The sequence below is a fragment of the Epibacterium sp. HA2-3 genome (assembly GCF_055693725.2).
Genome location: NZ_JBVFUL020000005.1, coordinates 27,751 through 44,455, shown reverse-complemented (window position 1 = coordinate 44,455; position 16,705 = coordinate 27,751). Strand labels below are relative to the sequence as shown.

The 16,705-nt window shown below is 62.6% G+C and carries 18 protein-coding genes; 17 read left to right on the top strand and 1 reads right to left on the bottom strand.

Features of this window, described 5'->3' with window-relative positions:
- The first annotated feature begins 81 nt into the window (after positions 1–81).
- The 14 genes from ACZ1HH_RS20030 (at position 82) to ACZ1HH_RS19965 (ending at position 13,216) form a co-directional block, all read left to right on the top strand.
- Positions 82–1,128, top strand: coding sequence for an ABC transporter ATP-binding protein (locus tag ACZ1HH_RS20030; RefSeq protein WP_472635821.1), 1,047 nt, complete (start codon positions 82–84; stop codon positions 1,126–1,128).
- Between the two features lie 68 nt (positions 1,129–1,196).
- The gene (locus tag ACZ1HH_RS20025) at positions 1,197–2,405 is read left to right on the top strand and encodes an ABC transporter substrate-binding protein (protein WP_416370172.1); all 1,209 of its coding nucleotides are present in this window, start codon (positions 1,197–1,199) and stop codon (positions 2,403–2,405) included.
- 81 nt (positions 2,406–2,486) lie between these two features.
- Positions 2,487–3,509, top strand: coding sequence for a carbohydrate ABC transporter permease (locus ACZ1HH_RS20020; RefSeq protein WP_416370171.1), 1,023 nt, complete (start codon positions 2,487–2,489; stop codon positions 3,507–3,509).
- A 1-nt stretch (position 3,510) separates the two neighbouring features.
- The gene (locus tag ACZ1HH_RS20015; protein ID WP_472635822.1) at positions 3,511–4,665 is read left to right on the top strand and encodes a carbohydrate ABC transporter permease; all 1,155 of its coding nucleotides are present in this window, start codon (positions 3,511–3,513) and stop codon (positions 4,663–4,665) included.
- A gap of 123 nt (positions 4,666–4,788) precedes the next feature.
- Positions 4,789–5,352 (top strand): ester cyclase, encoded by a 564-nt coding sequence (locus ACZ1HH_RS20010; protein WP_472635823.1) that lies wholly within the window; start codon positions 4,789–4,791, stop codon positions 5,350–5,352.
- Positions 5,353–5,357: 5 nt separating this feature from the next.
- Positions 5,358–6,689, top strand: a complete 1,332-nt coding sequence (gene hisD / locus ACZ1HH_RS20005) for a histidinol dehydrogenase (protein WP_472635824.1) — start codon at positions 5,358–5,360, stop codon at positions 6,687–6,689.
- 79 nt (positions 6,690–6,768) lie between these two features.
- Positions 6,769–7,818 (top strand): ester cyclase, encoded by a 1,050-nt coding sequence (locus tag ACZ1HH_RS20000; RefSeq protein ID WP_472635825.1) that lies wholly within the window; start codon positions 6,769–6,771, stop codon positions 7,816–7,818.
- Positions 7,818–8,582, top strand: coding sequence for an SDR family NAD(P)-dependent oxidoreductase (locus ACZ1HH_RS19995; RefSeq protein WP_487320572.1), 765 nt, complete (start codon positions 7,818–7,820; stop codon positions 8,580–8,582). The genes ACZ1HH_RS20000 and ACZ1HH_RS19995 overlap by 1 nt, the downstream gene beginning before the upstream one ends.
- Positions 8,582–9,616 carry a LacI family DNA-binding transcriptional regulator gene (locus ACZ1HH_RS19990; RefSeq protein ID WP_416370165.1) on the top strand — a complete coding sequence of 345 codons (1,035 nt, stop codon included), beginning with the start codon at positions 8,582–8,584 and terminating at the stop codon, positions 9,614–9,616. The genes ACZ1HH_RS19995 and ACZ1HH_RS19990 overlap by 1 nt, the downstream gene beginning before the upstream one ends.
- 5 nt (positions 9,617–9,621) lie before the next feature.
- Entirely contained in the window at positions 9,622–10,611 is a 990-nt protein-coding gene (locus ACZ1HH_RS19985; protein WP_472635827.1) for a nuclear transport factor 2 family protein, read from the top strand.
- Positions 10,612–10,613: 2 nt separating this feature from the next.
- Positions 10,614–10,736, top strand: a complete 123-nt coding sequence (locus ACZ1HH_RS19980; RefSeq protein WP_472635828.1) for a hypothetical protein — start codon at positions 10,614–10,616, stop codon at positions 10,734–10,736.
- Positions 10,737–10,769: 33 nt separating this feature from the next.
- Positions 10,770–11,735, top strand: a complete 966-nt coding sequence (locus tag ACZ1HH_RS19975) for a cupin domain-containing protein (RefSeq protein ID WP_472635829.1) — start codon at positions 10,770–10,772, stop codon at positions 11,733–11,735.
- A gap of 93 nt (positions 11,736–11,828) precedes the next feature.
- On the top strand, positions 11,829–12,524 hold the full coding sequence (locus ACZ1HH_RS19970) for an alpha/beta fold hydrolase (protein WP_472635830.1): 696 nt from the start codon (positions 11,829–11,831) through the stop codon (positions 12,522–12,524).
- Positions 12,521–13,216 carry an RraA family protein gene (locus ACZ1HH_RS19965; protein ID WP_472635831.1) on the top strand — a complete coding sequence of 232 codons (696 nt, stop codon included), beginning with the start codon at positions 12,521–12,523 and terminating at the stop codon, positions 13,214–13,216. Before ACZ1HH_RS19970 ends, ACZ1HH_RS19965 begins: the two co-directional genes overlap by 4 nt.
- 51 nt (positions 13,217–13,267) lie before the next feature.
- Here the strand turns inward: ACZ1HH_RS19965 and ACZ1HH_RS19960 are convergent, their stop codons facing one another.
- Positions 13,268–14,203, bottom strand: a complete 936-nt coding sequence (locus tag ACZ1HH_RS19960) for a LysR family transcriptional regulator (RefSeq protein WP_472635832.1) — start codon at positions 14,201–14,203, stop codon at positions 13,268–13,270.
- A 110-nt stretch (positions 14,204–14,313) separates the two neighbouring features.
- On the opposite strand from ACZ1HH_RS19960, the gene ACZ1HH_RS19955 reads away from it, so the two are divergent.
- The 3 genes from ACZ1HH_RS19955 to ACZ1HH_RS19945 all read left to right on the top strand — a co-directional run bounded on the left by ACZ1HH_RS19955 (position 14,314) and on the right by ACZ1HH_RS19945 (position 16,694).
- Positions 14,314–15,246 (top strand): VOC family protein, encoded by a 933-nt coding sequence (locus ACZ1HH_RS19955; protein ID WP_416370159.1) that lies wholly within the window; start codon positions 14,314–14,316, stop codon positions 15,244–15,246.
- A gap of 9 nt (positions 15,247–15,255) precedes the next feature.
- Positions 15,256–15,882: an alpha/beta hydrolase gene (locus ACZ1HH_RS19950; RefSeq protein WP_472635833.1), complete on the top strand. Its 627-nt coding sequence runs from the start codon at positions 15,256–15,258 to the stop codon at positions 15,880–15,882.
- Between the two features lie 125 nt (positions 15,883–16,007).
- Entirely contained in the window at positions 16,008–16,694 is a 687-nt protein-coding gene (locus ACZ1HH_RS19945) for a hydrolase (protein ID WP_472635834.1), read from the top strand.
- Positions 16,695–16,705: the final 11 nt, after the last annotated feature.

Sequence of the window (16,705 nt, the reverse complement as noted above, 5' to 3'; positions counted from 1 at the left end):
CACGCATTCATTCGCTACCAATTTTGCAAGCGCTTGCACTTTTGCAGACAAGCGCAGCGCCATCACACGCGGGGAGTATCAATGGCTGAAATTCAACTGCGCAATATCGGCAAGCGCTGGGGCAGCTTTGTCGGGGTGAAAAACTTCGACCTGACCATCGCCGACCGCGAATTCCTCGTGCTGCTGGGCCCCTCCGGCTGTGGCAAGACCACCACCATGCGGATGATCGCGGGGCTCGAGGACGTTTCCGAGGGCGACATCCTGATCGACGGCAAAGTGGTGAATGATCTGGAACCCAAGGACCGCGATGTGGCGATGGTGTTCCAATCCTACGCGCTCTATCCAAACCTCAACGTCTATGAAAACATCCGCTTCCCGCTCAAGGTGCGCGGCGTGGATCCGGCGACCCATGACGAAAAGGTGCGCCGCGCGTCTGCCATGGTGGAACTCGACGAATTCCTCCACCGCAAACCAGCCGAGCTCTCGGGCGGTCAGCGTCAGCGCGTGGCCCTTGCCCGCGCCATCGTGCGCGAGCCCAATGTGTTCCTGATGGATGAACCGCTCTCCAATCTGGATGCCAAGCTGCGGGTCTCCACCCGCGCCCAGATCAAGAACCTCAGCCACGAGCTTGCGATTACCACCATCTATGTGACCCACGACCAGATCGAAGCGATGACGCTGGCGGACCGCGTGGTGGTGATGAAAAAGGGCGTGGTGCAGCAGGTCGGCTCACCCACCGAAATCTACGACACCCCCGCCAACACCTTTGTGGCAAGCTTCATCGGCTCGCCCGCCATGAACCTGATGGAAGGCACCGTCTCCGGCGGGGTCTTTAGCGCAAAACATGTTGAAATTCAGGGCCTTGATGCCCCGGACGGCCCGCTCACGCTGGGCTTTCGTGCCGAGGATGCAAGCCTCGCGCCCGAGGGCCAGGGCCAGATCACCGCGCCGATCTACACGCTCGAACTCCTGGGCGATGCAACCATGATTTCCGTGCGTGTCGGCGGCGCCCTGGTCTCGGTGAAAGCCGACAAGAGCTTCCGCGCCGAGATCGGCGATCCGGTGAGCTTCAGCGTGCCACCCGCGATCTGCCATCTCTTTGACGCCACCAGCGGCGAACGTCTCTGATCACTCCAGAACAGACCGGGACAACCCGGCAACCCACCCTCACAGGAACCCCACAGGGAGCCCACTTTATGACACTCAAAACGATCCTCATGGCAGGGGCCTTGTCCCTTGCTGGCGCGGCAGCCTCCGCCTCCTGCGCCTTTGAAAACACTGTGCCGCTCAAATCCCTCACCGCAGGGTTTGAAGCCTGGAAAGCCGCCACCGACGCCATGGCGGAATGTGGCAACTTCTCTGCCTCGCTCGATCAGGAGTTCAAGGAAAAGCAGCCCGAAGCCTTTGCCGCGGATCCCGCGCTCTATCAGATCGGCGGCGTGGCCAACGAGACCCTCTTGCCGCTTCTGAACGCCGGCACCATTCGCCCGCTGGATGATCTGATCGCAAAATACGGTCAGGATCTGTCGCCAAACCAGCTCATCAAGATCGACGGTCAAACCATGGCGATCGCGATGATGGTGAACGCCCAGCACCTGATGTATCGTCGGGACATTCTGGCCGATCTGGGCATCGAAGAGCCCAAGACCTATGCCGATGTGCTTGCCGCAGCCGAAAAGATCAAGGCCGCAGGCGTCGTTGACTACCCGCTCGGCGGCACCTTCAAGACCGGCTGGAACCTGGCGCAGGAATTCGTGAACATGTACCTCGGCGAGGGCATGAATTTTGTCGATGGCGACAACAACCCCACCATCAACACGCCCGAAGGCGTGAAGGTGCTCGAGACCCTCAAGGCGATGACCGCCTATATGGACCCCGAGTATCTCGTTTCTGACTCCACCTATGTGCAGCAGCAGTTCCAGCAGGGCAAAATTGCCATCGCGAACCTCTGGGCCAGCCGCGCCGCCGCGATGGAAGACGAGGCCGAAAGCCAGGTGGTCGGCAAAGTCACCATGGCGTCTGCGCCGATGGGCTCCGCAGCCCCTGCAACCTCGCTCTGGTGGGATGGCGTCGTGCTGGCCGCCAACATGAGCGATGAAGAAGCCGAAGCCGCCTTCAAGGTGGTGATGGAAGGGCTCGACGCCGAAATGGTGCAGGCCAACAACAATGCCGCTGTCTGGCTGGTGCCGGGCTATGAGGCCGGACCGCTCGCCGCTGGCGCCGCCGCGTCTGCCGCCAATGGCGCACGCCCCTACCCGGCTTCCACCGCGCTCGGCATCCTGCACTCAGCACTCGGCAATGGACTGTCGGCCTATCTGACCGGCGCCAAGGATGCCGAAACCACCCTCGCCGACATCGAGGCCACCTATATCACCGCCGCCAAGGAGGCGGGTCTTCTCGACTGACGACCTCTCCAAGTCGACCTCGGGGGAGGGCCGCCCTCCCCCCTTTTTCCCACCCCACGGAACCATGAGAAAGGCAGAGACATGAATTTCCGCACCTTTGCCGCCTTTGTCGGCCCCTCTGTCTTTATGATGCTTCTGTTCATCGCCTTCCCGCTGATCAGTGTGTTTGTCCAGAGTTTCTACGTCACCCAGACCGTCTATGAGGTGGTCGAGGTTGAAACCTGCACCCCCGGCTTTCTGACCCAGACCTGCACCACCGAAGAAAAGTCCGTCCCAGTGAAGGACGAGAATGGCGATGTGCTGACGCGCACCGAATTTGTCGGTCTGCAAAGCTACGCCAATGTACTGGAGCTGGGCCGGGCGTGGGATGCGCTCAAATCCGGCAGCTGGTCGGCCTTTCAGACCATCGACTTCTGGAAAGCGCTGCGCTTCACGCTGACCTTTACCCTGATTACCCTGCCGCTCAATATCGGCCTTGGACTTGGCATCGCGCTGATGATCAACAACGCCGCCAAGGCGGTGCGCGGGCCGGTGATCTTTGTATCGCTGCTGCCTTTCATCATCACCCCCGTCATCGGCGCGCTGTCGATCAACTGGCTGTTTCGCGGTGACGGCATCCTGACCGCGGCAATGGAATGGTACTCGGGTCGCGACATTGCCATGTTCGCCCAGGCATGGACCATCGAGCTTCTGATGATGCTCTACCGCGTCTGGCACGTCGCACCCTTTGCCGCGATCGTCTTTTACGCAGGCCTTCAGACGGTGAATTCCGACAGTCTCGAAAGCGCGGTGATCGACGGAGCCTCACGCTGGCAGCGCCTGCGGTTCATCGTGATCCCGCATCTGATGCCGCTCATCATCTTTGTGTCGATGATCCACCTGATGGACGCCTACCGCGTGTTCGAAGAAGTCGTCGGCTTCTCCTCTCAGGGTCATGTGATTTCGCTGCAGTGGCTGACCTATGACTTCCTGGTGCCGGATCAGGCGGGTAACCGCTCCATCAGCCGCGCCTCCGCCAGCGCCATGCTGACCATGATCGGCATCACGCTCCTGCTCATCGCCCCTCTGCGCCGCACCTGGCGCGACCATAAAGGAGGTCACTGACATGTCGTCTCGTGCCATGCGCCAGCCCCTTAGCCTGCGTCTCACCTCCAATGGTCTGTTGATCCTGTGGTGTATCATTGCCGCCTTCCCGATCTTCTGGATCACGGTGATGAGCTTCAAGACACCGGTGGATGCCTTTGATGCCAACGCGCTCAATGTGATCTTTGGTCCCGAAACCCGCGCCAAAGGCTATGGTGTCTCGCTCTTTGACATCTGCCTGCTCGCGCTCCTGCTCTGGGGCCTGTGGCGGACAGCCACCCGGCTCTTGCCGTCGATGGTGCGCAGCTACGCGCCCCAGGGGGCGGTCTGGCTTGGTTGGCTCGTTGGGGTGGCGGCCTTTGTCTTGGTGGCGCTGGTCGCGCTCTTGGGGCTCTTGCCTGCGCTCTCGGGTGCACTCAACCCGATGCTGGGGGCCTTTGGGACCGATGTGATTGGCCTGACGACCGAACACTACAAGACCGTCTGGATCGACCGGGGCTTTACCAACAACTTTCAGAACTCGCTGATTGTGACCGCAGGTGTTGTGACTGTGTCGCTCACCGTGGGCACTCTCGCTGGCTATGGTCTGGCGCGCTCGGGCTCGACGCTGGCGTTCTGGATCCTGATTGTCGCGCTGGTGTTTCGCGCCCTTCCGCATTCGGTGCTGGTGGCGGGCTACCTGCCGGTGTTCATTAATTCCTCGGAATGGCTGTCGCCGATCCTCGGTGAGAACGCGCCCACGCTCTATGGTAAGCCGATGGCGGTGATCGCGGTTCTGGTTGCCATCAACCAGCCCTTTACCATCTGGATGCTGCGCTCGTTCTTTCAGAACATCCCCGCCGATCTGGATGAGGCCGCACGTGTCGATGGCTGCAACCATTTCCAGGCCTTTCGCCGGGTCATCATGCCGGTGATGTGGCCGGGGGTGATTACCACGGGGCTGTTCTCTTTCCTCTTGGCGTATAACGATTTTCTGGTGACGTCGCTCCTGCTTGATGCGCAGAACCAGACCATGGTTCCGGCCATTGCGGGGATGTTCAACCGTGAAACCACCACCACCGATCAGGTCGTCGCCGTGGCCGCCGCCGTGTCGATCACCGCGCCTCTGTTCATCCTTGTGATGGTGTTCCAGCGTCAGATCGTCTCTGGCCTGACTGCAGGGGCGGTCAAAGGATGAGCTGCGCCTTTCGCGAGACTGCGAGCGCCCGCCACCCGGCGCTCAACCGCCTGCCTCGGGATTTTCTGTCTGCAGGGAGCCTGCCCTCCCTCACCACAGAAACAGGATTACAGGAGTGACCTCATGAAAGGTTCCCGCCCCGAACAGGCCGTGCTGACCCGTGACACGGATATGACCAAGACCGAAGAGACCCGTGCCGTGATCGAAGCCATGGTCGATGGTCTCAACGACCACCGCATTGCCGATATCGGCGAATTCTTTGCAGAAAACTTCCGCTGGCTTGGCAATCAGGGCTGCGGCACCAAAACCGGCCTGCGGGAATTTCAGGACAATTGGCAGCGCCCCTTTCAGGCGGCGTTCTCCGACAAGACCTGCATCGACGAAGCCCGTCTTTACATGGGCGAATGGGCCGCGGCCTTTGGCCGTCAGGAAGCCACCCACACGGGCGAATTCCTCGGGATTGCGCCCACCGGCAAGCGGGTCGAGATCCGCTACATGGACTTCTGGAAAGTCCAGGACGGCAAGATCGTGGACAATTGGGTGAATGTCGATTTCGCCCATGTGGCCGCACAGCTCGGCATGGACCTCTTTGACGGCCACGGCTGGGAAGCCTTTGACCGCGGCGAGAAAACACCGCCGCGCCCCGAGACCCCGCGCTCGGAACATCGCCCCGACACTCAAGGATAAGAGCCATGGCAATCACCTATCTCAAACGCGGCAAATCCGACGCCGCCCGCGCCGAAGACAACGCCAAGACCCGCAGCACAGTGGAAGCCACCCTTGCCGACATCGAGGCCCGTGGGGACATCGCCGTGCGCGAGTTGAGCGAGAAATTCGACGGTTACGCGCCCGAGAGCTTTCGCCTCTCGCAGGCACAGATCGACGCGTTGATCGCAGAGCTCTCCGACCGCGAGATCGCCGATATTAAGTTTGCGCAAAAGCAGGTCGTGGCCTTTGCCCAGGCTCAGCGCGACTCCATGCTGGATGTCGAGGTGGAAACCCTGCCCGGCGTGATCCTCGGCCACAAGAACATCCCGGTGCAATCGGTGGGCTGCTACGTGCCCGGCGGCAAGTTCCCGATGGTCGCCTCGGCCCATATGTCGGTGGCCACGGCCAAGGTTGCGGGCGTGCCGCGCATTGTAGCCTGCACCCCGCCCTTCAAAGGCAAACCCAACGCGGCCGTGGTGGCTGCAATGCATTTTGGCGGCGCCGATGAGATCTATATCCTTGGCGGCATTCAGGCGGTCGGCGCCATGGCGCTCGGCACCGAGAGCATCGAGGCGGTGCATATGCTGGTTGGCCCCGGCAATGCCTTTGTGGCCGAAGCCAAGCGGCAGCTCTTTGGGCGCGTGGGCATCGATCTTTTTGCCGGCCCCACCGAGACCATGGTGATCGCCGATGAGACCGCCGCCGATCCCGAACTCTGCGCCACCGATCTTCTGGGACAGGCCGAGCACGGCTACAATTCGCCCGCCGTTCTGGTGACGAATTCGCGCGCGCTCGCCGAAGGCACACTCGAGGAAATCGACCGGCTGCTGAAGATTCTGCCCACCGCCGATACCGCGCGGGTCTCCTGGGAGGACTATGGCGAGGTGATCCTCTGTGAGAGCTACGAGGAGATGCGCGAGATCGCGGATGAGATCGCCTCGGAACACGTGCAGGTGATGACCGATCGCGACGACTGGTTCCTCGAGCAGATGACCTGCTATGGCGCGCTGTTCCTGGGGCCGCGCACCAATGTCGCCAATGGCGACAAGGTGATCGGCACCAACCACACGCTGCCGACGCTGAAGGCAGGGCGCTATACGGGCGGTCTCTGGGTTGGGAAGTTCCTGAAAACCCACAGCTATCAGAAGGTCCTGACCGATGAGGCGGCCACTCAGGTGGGCGAATACGGCTCGCGCCTCTGCATGCTCGAGGGGTTTGTGGGCCATGCCGAGCAATGCAACATCCGGGTGCGCCGCTATGGCGGGGTGAACGTGCCATATGGTGCACCGGCTCCCTATCGCGACGCGGCAGAATAAAGCGGGACAAGGGGGCGCTGCCCCCGGCCCCATTGGGGGCCTCCCCCGAGATATTTTTGAGAAGATGAAGGCAAGAGCCATGGATGTTCATACTCAGAACAAGGCCCTGATCGCCCCGCTTCGGGCCGCGATGTATGATTTTGACGAGGCAGGCGTGCGGGCTGCCCTCGCATCGGTCTGCGCGCCGGATGTGCTGTTTCGGTTTTGCCACCCGTTTGGCGATCTCACCGGCGTGGACGCCTTTTATGACGCGGTTTACGCGGGTCTCTTCAAGGCCTGGCCGGATCTGGAGCGTCGCGACACCATCGTGATCGCCGGGCCGGATGAATTTGGCAACAATTGGGTTGGCGCGGGCGGCTACTACACCGGGGTCTTTACCGCGCCCTGGCTTGATATCCCGCCCACCGGTCATCAGGTCACCCTGCGGTTTCACGAGTTTTACCGCATCGTGGATGGCAAGGTGGTGGAGGTGCAGGCGCTTTGGGACATTCCCGAAGTGATGATGCAGGCCAACGCCTGGCCGTTGGCGCCGTCGCTCGGGCGAGAATGGCATGTGCCGGGGCCGTCAACCCAGGACGGGCTGGTGCCGGGGCCTTATGATGCGGAGGCCGGCGCCGCCTCCTGCGCCCATATCATCGAGATGCTCGAGCACCTGAAAAAGCACCCCGCCCAGGGTGGCCCCGAAGTGATGGAGATGGAGCGTTTCTGGCACCCGCGGATGAATTGGTACGGGCCGTCGGGCATTGGCACCGGACGCGGCATTGCAGGGTTTCGCAACTGGCACCAGATCCCGTTTCTGAACGGCATGCCTGATCGTGGTCAGTATGTGGATGAGATCAACTATCATTTCTTTGGCGATGGCGACTATGCCGCCGTCACCGGCTGGCCGAACATGATCCAGACCGTCACCCATGGCGGCTGGATGGGCATTGCGCCCGCGGGCAAGAAGATCACCATGCGCAGCCTGGATTTCTGGCGGCTGGAGAACGGCAAGATCCGCGAAAACTGGGTTTTGGTCGATCTGCTGGATGCCTATGCGCAACTTGGCGTTGACGTCTTTGCCCGCCTGCGTGAGTTCAATAAAGCGCGTAATCTTGCGCCGATTGATATCCCGGATGGAATGAGCTGATGACTGACCTGCCCCGCCCCCCTTCTTTTGATCTTTCTGGCAAACGCGCGCTGGTGACCGGAGCCTCTTCGGGCATCGGTCAGGGCTGCGCGGTTGCGCTGGCGGATGCAGGCGCGCATGTGGTCTGCGCCGCGCGCGGGGCGGAGCGACTGGAGGCCACCGTCGCGGCCCTGCGCGAGGCGGGCTACAGCGCCGAGGCGCTGACGCTCGATCAGGGCGATCTGGGCGCGCTGGAGGCGGCGTTTGAGGGCGCGCCCTTTGACGTGGTGGTGAATTCAGCGGGGCTTGCGCGTCATGGCCCCGCCCTTGAAACGACACCCGAGGACTATGATGCGGTGATGGGCATCAACCTGCGCTCGGCCTATTTCCTGTCGGCCTGGGCCGCACGGGCGATGGTGGCGGCGCAGAAATCCGGATCCATCATCCATATCTCGAGCCAGATGGGCCATGTGGGCGGCATCGACCGGGCCGTCTATTGCGCCAGCAAACACGGGCTGGAGGGCATGGTCAAAGCCATGGCCATCGAATGGGGCAAATCGAAAGTGCGCATCAATACGGTCTGCCCGACCTTTATCCGCACGCCGCTGACGCAGGCCACCTTTGACGACCCCGACCGCGCCGCCTGGATCATGGACAAGATCAAGCTGCCGCGCGTGGGTGAAGTCGACGACATCATGGGCGCGGTGCTCTATCTTGCCTCAGGCGCATCGGCCATGGTCACTGGCACCTCGATGCTGATCGACGGCGGCTGGACGGCAGACTGATGACCGAGAAAGTCACCATCCTGCAGGTTGCCGAGCGCGCGGGCGTCAGCCAGTCCGCCGTCAGCCGGTGTTTCACCCCCGGCGCCTCGGTGAGCAAGAAAACCGCCGACAAGGTACGCGCCGCCGCAACCGAACTGGGATACCGGCCCAATGTGCTGGCGCGCGCCATGGCCTCGGGGCGGTCGCGCATCATCGGTCTGGTGGTCGCCTATCTGGAAAACTACTTCTACCCCGAAGCGCTGGAGAAGCTCTCCAATGCCCTGCAGGCCAAGGGCTATCATGTGCTGGTCTTCATGGCCTCGCAGACGGCGGGCAATATCGATCAGGTGATGGAGGAGATCCTCGATCATCAGGTGGATGGGATCATCCTTGCCTCTGTCGCCATGTCTTCGGATATTTCCGAGCGATGCCAGCAGCTTGGCGTTCCTGTCGTGCTCTTCAACCGAGCGCAGGACGCCGAGGGCATCGCCGCCGTGACCTCCGACAACCGCGCCGGTGGGCGCCGCGTGGCCGAGTTCCTGATCGCAGGCGGGCACCAGCGCATCGCCTATATCGCCGGTTGGGAAGGGGCCTCCACCCAGCGCGACCGCGAGGCCGCCTTTCGCGAGGCCCTTTCCGCCGCCGGGCAGGAGCTCTTTGCCCGTGCCGTCGGCAATTTCACCGTCGAGCAGGCCGAACAGGCCGCGCGTGACCTCTTTGACGTGCCCGCCGCCAAACGCCCCGATGCGGTCTTTGTCGCCAATGACCACATGGCCTTTGCAGTGATGGATGTGCTGCGCTTTGAGCTTGGCCTGCGCATCCCTGAGGACGTCTCGGTTGTGGGCTACGACGACGTGCCGCCAGCCTCCTGGCGGGCGTATAACCTCACCACGATCCGGCAGCGCGCCAATCTCATGGTCGCCGAGACCGTGCGCGCGATGTTTGAACAAATCGACACCCCCAACACTGCCAGCCCCTGCCATGTGCAGATCGAAGCGCCGCTGATCCTGCGGGGATCAGCGCGCATTCCCGACGGCTGGCCCACAGAAGGATAATCCCCATGCAAGGCTTTGATGCGAAATTTCGCGACTTCCCCGACTATATCATCGGCATCACCAAAGAGATCTGGGAAGATCGCGGCATCGCCACATTGCACCGCTACTACAGCGAGGACATCGTCGTGCGCTCGCCTGCCTCTGTGGTGGTGGGCAACCAGAATGTGATCGGCGCTACCATGGCGACGCTGGCAGAGTTTCCCGACCGCGAGCTTTTGGGCGAGGATGTGATCTGGTCCGGCACGCCGGAAACCGGCATGCTATCCTCCCACCGGATCATTTCCACCGCGACCCATGCGGGCGACGGGATCTATGGCAAGGCCACCGGCAAAAAACTCCAGTACCGGATCCTCGCCGACTGTCATGCCATCAACAATCAGATCAACGATGAATGGCTGATCCGCGATCAGGGCGCCATCGTGCGCCAGATGGGTTGGGAGCCCAGGGATTATGCCGCCCAGCTGATCGAGAACGAGGGCGGCGCGGCCAATTGTGTCAAACCCCTGAGTCCCGCCACGGATCGCCCCGGTCCCTACACCGGGCAGGGCAACGACAATGAATGGGGCGGTCGCCACGCCGAGATCCTCATCCGGATCATGAATGCCGATATGGCCGCAATCGAGGAAACCTATGATCGCGCCGCCCATGTGGAATATCCCGGCGGCGTCACCGGCCATTCCTTCGGCGCGGTGGATCGCTTCTGGATGGGGCTGCGCGCGGCGTTTCCGAACGCAACCTTCACCATCCATCACCAGATCGGCCGCGACGATCCGCATATGCCGCCCCGCTCCGCCCTGCGCTGGAGCCTGCATGGCAAGCACGAAGGCTGGGGCGCGTTTGGTGTGCCGACCGGGGCCGAGGTCTATATCCTCGGCATTTCCCACGCCGAATTTGGCGCGCTGGTGGGCGGAGACGTGAAGCTGCGACGCGAATACACGCTGTTTGACGAAACCTCGGTCTGGAAACAGATCCTGATGCAAACCGAGGCGGAGTGATCATGCCCGCCTTTGAGATGAAACTGGACTCCCGCGAGGTCACCCGGCGGATGCATGCGCACCGCGCCTCGCTGCGGGCCCGTCGGCTGAACCTGCGCCCGCCCGGCGCAGGCCGCACAGCCTGACACATTTCCGTTTCACATCAAAGGATCAACCCCATGACCACCCTCACCGACCGCATCGTCCGCTATGGCGAGCTGCGTCCCTGCAAGACCGCCTTTATCGACGCTCATACGCCGGGATCGGACCAGAAGGAAAACTTCACCATCATCGGCGGCGGCGTCTCGGAATCCCCCGATCAGCACGTCCACATCCGCGACACCCCCGGGTTCAACATCGGCGCGGCAGGCCAGCCGCCCAAATGCCGCAACTCGCTCCATAGCCACACCACGGCGGAGGTGTTCTTTGTCCTCAAAGGGCGCTGGCGGTTCTTCTGGGGCCGCAATGGCGACGCGGGCGAGTTCATTGCCGAAGAGGGCGATATCTTCAACATTCCCACGGGGATCTTCCGCGGTTTTGAAAACGTCGGCACCGATTACGGGATGATCATGGCGATCCTCGGCGGCGACGATGCCGGCGGCGGTGTCACATGGGCACCGCAAGTGATCGAGGAAGCGCGCGCCCATGGGCTCGTGCTGGGGGAAAACGGCGTGCTCTATGACAGCAAGAAAGGCCAGTCCCTGCCCGAGGGTATCGCGCCGATGCCGACCCTGACCGAAGAGCAGCTCAAAGCCTATCCAGAAGTCCCGGTCGAGGCCGTGGTGCCGCGCTATGTGGCCCGCTACTGGGACCTGATGGCGCTTTCGGGCAAACAGCCCGCCAAGGTGATTGGCACCGATGCGCTCCTGAAGGACAAGCCGGGTTTCGAGGTCGATTTCCTCTCGCGCAACTCCATCAGCGCCGAGGCGATCACGCCGGAAAAACATGTGGTGCTGATGCCGATGCGCGGTCATTGGGCGCTGCGCGTGGGCGATGTTGAGACCGTGCTGAACCCCGGCGACACCTGCCTGTTGAAACCGGGCGAGAGCTACAGCCTTGCGCCGTCGATGACCGGCGAGGCAAGCCTCTACCGCGTCACCGAGACCGATGACCCGGCCGGGGCCACCTGGAGCGGTACTGCCTAAGCTGCTGCCACACACGCAGGGGCAGCGCCGCGGCGCTGCCCACCTTTACCGCTGCCCGAATTTCAGCGGACCGTCGTCCAAACGGAGGCCATGATGACTCCCCTCGTTTTTCTTCCCGGCATGATGTGCGATGCGCGCCTCTTTGCGCCGCAGATCGCTGCGCTCTCCGCCCATCGCACCGTGTCCTGCGCCGCTCTGACCGCCGAAAACACCATGGCCGCACTGGCCGCTGAGGTGCTCCGAAACGCGCCGCCGCGTTTTGCGCTCGCGGGTCTCTCCATGGGCGGAATTCTCGCGATGGAAGTGCTGCGCCAGGCCCCCGAGCGGGTTGCAGGTCTCGCTCTGCTGGACACCAACCCAAAGGCCGAGATCCCCGAGGTCCAGGCCAAGCGGGGCCCCCAGATCGAGGCGGTGCAAAACGGCCGTCTGGCCGAGGTCATGACCGACATCATGATCCCCAACTACCTTGCAACGCCCGACCCCGCCGATCCGATCTCGACCCTGTGCCTTGATATGGCGCTTGCCCTTGGCCCAACCGTCTTTGTGCGCCAGTCCGAGGCCCTGCGCGACCGCCCGGATCAGTGCGACACCCTCAAATCCTATGCCGGGCCCACGCTGGTGCTCTGCGGTGAACACGACCGCCTCTGCCCCGTTGCCCGCCATGAGCTGATGCACGGCCTGATGCCCCAGAGCCGCCTCGCGGTGCTGCCGGGCGCAGGCCATCTGCCCACCCTTGAGGCCCCCGAAGAGACAACGGCGGAACTGACCCGCTGGCTGGAGGAGATATGACACCCGAACTTCTGACCCTGCTGCAGCAGGTGGACACGCCCACGGTCTGCAACGCCATCGAGGTCGCAGAGGGCAAACGCGGCTTTGACGCTTTTACCCGTGGCACCATGCTGGCCTCCGCACCGGATGCGCCTGCTATGGTAGGCTATGCCCGCACCGCCAAGATCGCCGCGGTTGCGCCCCCCACCGAGCCGCCAGAGGTCATCAAGGCCCGCCGCATGGCTTATTATAAATACATGGCCGAGGCCCCAAGCCCCGCCGTGACCGTGATCGAGGACCTGGACTACCCCAACGCCATCGGCGCCTACTGGGGCGAAATCAACACCACCGTCCACAAGGGCTTTGGCATTTCCGGTGCGCTCACCAATGGGGTGATGCGGGATCTGGGCGACCTGCCCGAGGGGTTTCTCGTGGTGGCCGGATCGGTTGGACCCAGCCATGGATTTGTACATGTGCGCGAGATCGACACCCCCGTCGAGGTCTTTGGCCTGCGGATTGCGCCCGGCGATCTGGTTCATGCCGACCGTCACGGCGCGGTTGTGATCCCGCCCGAGGTCATCCCGGCGCTGGAGCATGCGATCCGCAGCTTGCTGGAAACGGAAAGACTGGTGCTGGAGCCAGCCCGATCTGAGGTCTTTGACTTTGAGACATTCGCGCAGGCCTGGGCCGCGTTTGAAAAAGCCCGCACCTGACCGGGTTGTGGCGACAGTCCCCGGGGTGGATCATGGGATCTGCCCCGGACTCTAAGGTTCGGGCCGCGCCGTCGCTGATGTGCTGAACTGGAACCCATCCACATCCTTCAGATAGGCCTCAAAAAATTCGGTGAAGGTTGCGACCAGGGGCGGCAGGGCCTCGTAGGGCGGATAGTAGAGCGACAGCCAAAGCCGCGCGGTCTCCCAACCCGGCAACACCTGTTCCACCTGCCCGTCCCGCAGACCGTCGTGCACGATGAACTCTGGCAAGACCGCGATGCCCGCCCCTGCCGCCGCCAGCTCATAGAGAAAATCGCCGTTGTTCGAGATGATGGTACTGCCGGACATCACGCTGCGTTTCATCGGGCCCTTGCGAAACCGCCAGGTCTCGGGCGTTTTGCGGGCGGAATACGACAGGCAGTGCTTGCGATCCAACTCTTCCGGGGTCCGCGGCCGGCTGCAGCGTTCAAAGAGACGCGGGGCGGCCACCGCGATGCGGGGCACCTCGCAGATCTTGCGCCAGATCGTCGATTTGTCCGTGGGCGTCGCCGAGATGCGGATCGCCAAATCCGCGCCCTCATCGACGATGTCGATCAGCTGATCCTCCAGCGTGATGTTCAGGGCAATATTGGGATAGGCCAGCCGAAAACTGTCGACCAGCCCCGGCATCAACCGCAATCCAAAGGACATCGGCACATTGATCGACAGGCTGCCCTGATGCGGCTGGGTTACTGTTTCCAGCTCCCGCGTCACCCGGTCGAAGTCTTCGACAATGGTCCGATAGCGGGCCGCGACCAGGGCGCCGGTCGAGGTGAGCGACACCTGACGCGTGGTGCGCAGCAACAGCTGGTGACCCAACTCCTCTTCGAGGCGCGCGATGGTGCGGGTGACCGTGGCGGGCGTCATCCGCAGGCTGCGCGCCGCCGCCGCAAAACTGCTGAGGGCGGCGACCTCCAGAAAGACTCGAATGGGCTTCAGATCCTGCATGGCTCATTATTGCATTTGTTATAACAGTAAAGGCAATAACATTATCATTCTTTGAATCGATCCCCTGACCTAGTTTTGACTCAACGCAAGTTTCGCGCTGGAGAAAAAACATGATCAAGGACATCCTCGGCCTGCACCACATCACCTCGATGGCGGCAGATGCCAATGAAAACAATAGCTTCTTCACCAAAGTCCTCGGCCTGCGGCGGGTAAAGAAAACGGTGAACTTCGACGCGCCAGAGGTCTACCACCTCTATTACGGCGATGAGATCGGCACCCCGGGATCGGTGATGACCTATTTTCCGTTTGGCGGCATGCCGCGCGGGACCCGTGGCATCGGCGAGGTCGGCATCTCCGAATTTGCAGTGCCCAAAGGCGCCCTCTCCTATTGGAAAGATCGTCTTTCCACCTTTGATGTCAAAGGTCTGGAGCAGACCATGGCCTTTGGGGAAAACCGCCTGACCTTTGACGGGCCTGATGGCGACAGCTTTGCCCTGGTGGAAAGCGCTCTGCGTGGCCGCACGCCCTGGACCGGCACAGATGTCCCCGAAGAGACCGGGATCCTCGGCTTTCACGGGGCCCGCTTCCGTCTGCGTGACGTGGCCGCCACCGGAGAGCTTCTTGAATTCATGGGCTACCAGAAGGCCGAAAGCGGCCATGGGCTGACCCGGTATGTGATCGAAGGCGGCAATGCGGCCGATACCATCGACCTTGAGGAACTCCCCAACGCCCCGGCGGCGGGCGAAGGCGCGGGCACGGTGCATCACATCGCCTTTGCGGTCGAAAACCGGGCAGCGCAGGACAAAGTGCGCAAGGCGCTGCTGGACACCGGCTATCAAGTCACCCCGGTGATCGATCGCGACTATTTCCACGCCATCTACTTCCGCACCCCCGGCGGCGTGCTCTTTGAGATCGCCACCAATGAACCCGGCTTTGACCGTGACGAAGACACCGCACATCTCGGGGAGGCGCTGAAGCTGCCCGCCCGCTACGAACCCTACCGTGAGAAGATCGAGCAGCTTTTGCCGCCGGTCGCAGCCTGAGGACAGGTCATGACCACGGACACGTATCACGCGCTGACCAAAACCGGCACCCCGGGAGCGCCGCTGGTCTTTGCCTTTCACGGCACCGGCGGCGACGAGCGCCAGTTCTTTGGCCTCGCCGAGCAGATCTTGCCAGAAGCCTCGGTGGTGTCGCCCCGTGGCGACGTCTCGGAAATGGGGGCTGCCCGCTTCTTTCGCCGCACGGGCGAGGGGGTCTATGACATGGCGGATCTCGCCCGCGCAACCGAGGCGATGGCCGCCTTTGTCGCGCAGCACAAGGCCGCGCATCCGGGCGCCCCGGTCTATGGGTTTGGCTATTCCAACGGTGCGAATATCCTCGCCTCCGTGGTCATGGCCCAGCCTGATCTGTTTGACCGGGTGGCATTGCTGCATCCGCTGATCCCCTGGCAACCCGCCCCCGCGTCGGCCCTGAAGGGCCGGCAGGTGCTCATCACCGCCGGGCAACAGGATCCGATTTGTCCCTGGCCGCTGAGCAAAGCCCTGATGGATTGGGTCCAGGACCAGGGCGCCGAGCTGCGCAGCGACATCCACAGCGGCGGTCATGAGCTGCGCCAGACCGAGATTGAAGCGCTGGCAGACTTTCTGCGGGCGCCGGTCCCGGCAAGGGCCGCATAAGCCGCCTGCGGGGTCTTGCGCCGCCAAATGTTTCAACAGCTCACCGGGGCCGGCTTCACCTCTGACTCAGAGCTCCCAGCCCCGGATTGAATGCAAATACCTCAATGCAAACAAAGGAGTACCCCATGTCCAAGCTCGAAGTCCTCACCCCCGAGAACAGCCAGCTGATCTTTATCGACCACCAGCCGCAAATGGCCTTTGGCGTGCAGTCGATGGATCGCCAGACCCTGAAAAACAACACCGTCGCGCTTGCCAAGGCGGCACGGATTTTTGACATCCCCACAACCATCACCACCGTCGAGACCGAGAGCTTCTCGGGCCACACCTACCCGGAACTGTTGGATGTTTTCCCGGACGCCCCCCTGCTGGAGCGCACGTCGATGAATTCCTGGGACGACCAGAAGGTGCGCGACGCGCTCGCCAAAGGGGCCGCGCAGGGGCGCAAGAAGATCGTCGTCTCCGGCCTCTGGACCGAGGTCTGCAACCTGACGTTTGCGCTGTCGGCTCTGCATGACACCGACTACGAGATCTACATGGTTGCCGATGCCTCTGGCGGCACCACGGCCGAGGCGCATAAATACGCCATGGACCGGATGGTGCAGGCAGGCGTGGTGCCGGTGACCTGGCAGCAGGTTCTTCTGGAGTGGCAGCGCAACTGGGCCCGCAAAGACACCTATGACGCCACCATCGCCCTGGTTCAGGAGCACTCCGGCGCCTATGGCATGGGGGTCGATTACGCCTATACCATGGTCCACAAGGCGCCAAGCCGCACCCAGCATGGTGGCGAGACACAGGCGCCCGTCCCGGCCTGATCGGCGCGCGC

Excerpts from the sequence above, each read along its gene's own strand:
- ACZ1HH_RS19970 (WP_472635830.1), top strand. The coding sequence starts at position 11,829 with ATGACTCCCCTCGTTTTTCTTCCCGGCATGATGTGCGATGCGCGCCTC.
- ACZ1HH_RS19985 (WP_472635827.1), top strand. The coding sequence starts at position 9,622 with ATGCAAGGCTTTGATGCGAAATTTCGCGACTTCCCCGACTATATCATC.
- ACZ1HH_RS19990 (WP_416370165.1), top strand. The coding sequence starts at position 8,582 with ATGACCGAGAAAGTCACCATCCTGCAGGTTGCCGAGCGCGCGGGCGTC.
- ACZ1HH_RS19955 (WP_416370159.1), top strand. The coding sequence starts at position 14,314 with ATGATCAAGGACATCCTCGGCCTGCACCACATCACCTCGATGGCGGCA.
- ACZ1HH_RS20030 (WP_472635821.1), top strand. The coding sequence starts at position 82 with ATGGCTGAAATTCAACTGCGCAATATCGGCAAGCGCTGGGGCAGCTTT.
- ACZ1HH_RS20000 (WP_472635825.1), top strand. The coding sequence starts at position 6,769 with ATGGATGTTCATACTCAGAACAAGGCCCTGATCGCCCCGCTTCGGGCC.
- ACZ1HH_RS20025 (WP_416370172.1), top strand. The coding sequence starts at position 1,197 with ATGACACTCAAAACGATCCTCATGGCAGGGGCCTTGTCCCTTGCTGGC.
- ACZ1HH_RS19950 (WP_472635833.1), top strand. The coding sequence starts at position 15,256 with ATGACCACGGACACGTATCACGCGCTGACCAAAACCGGCACCCCGGGA.
- ACZ1HH_RS19960 (WP_472635832.1), bottom strand. The coding sequence starts at position 14,203 with ATGCAGGATCTGAAGCCCATTCGAGTCTTTCTGGAGGTCGCCGCCCTC.
- ACZ1HH_RS19945 (WP_472635834.1), top strand. The coding sequence starts at position 16,008 with ATGTCCAAGCTCGAAGTCCTCACCCCCGAGAACAGCCAGCTGATCTTT.
- ACZ1HH_RS20020 (WP_416370171.1), top strand. The coding sequence starts at position 2,487 with ATGAATTTCCGCACCTTTGCCGCCTTTGTCGGCCCCTCTGTCTTTATG.
- ACZ1HH_RS19965 (WP_472635831.1), top strand. The coding sequence starts at position 12,521 with ATGACACCCGAACTTCTGACCCTGCTGCAGCAGGTGGACACGCCCACG.
- hisD (WP_472635824.1), top strand. The coding sequence starts at position 5,358 with ATGGCAATCACCTATCTCAAACGCGGCAAATCCGACGCCGCCCGCGCC.
- ACZ1HH_RS19995 (WP_487320572.1), top strand. The coding sequence starts at position 7,818 with ATGACTGACCTGCCCCGCCCCCCTTCTTTTGATCTTTCTGGCAAACGC.
- ACZ1HH_RS19980 (WP_472635828.1), top strand. The coding sequence starts at position 10,614 with ATGCCCGCCTTTGAGATGAAACTGGACTCCCGCGAGGTCACCCGGCGG.
- ACZ1HH_RS20010 (WP_472635823.1), top strand. The coding sequence starts at position 4,789 with ATGAAAGGTTCCCGCCCCGAACAGGCCGTGCTGACCCGTGACACGGAT.
- ACZ1HH_RS19975 (WP_472635829.1), top strand. The coding sequence starts at position 10,770 with ATGACCACCCTCACCGACCGCATCGTCCGCTATGGCGAGCTGCGTCCC.
- ACZ1HH_RS20015 (WP_472635822.1), top strand. The coding sequence starts at position 3,511 with ATGTCGTCTCGTGCCATGCGCCAGCCCCTTAGCCTGCGTCTCACCTCC.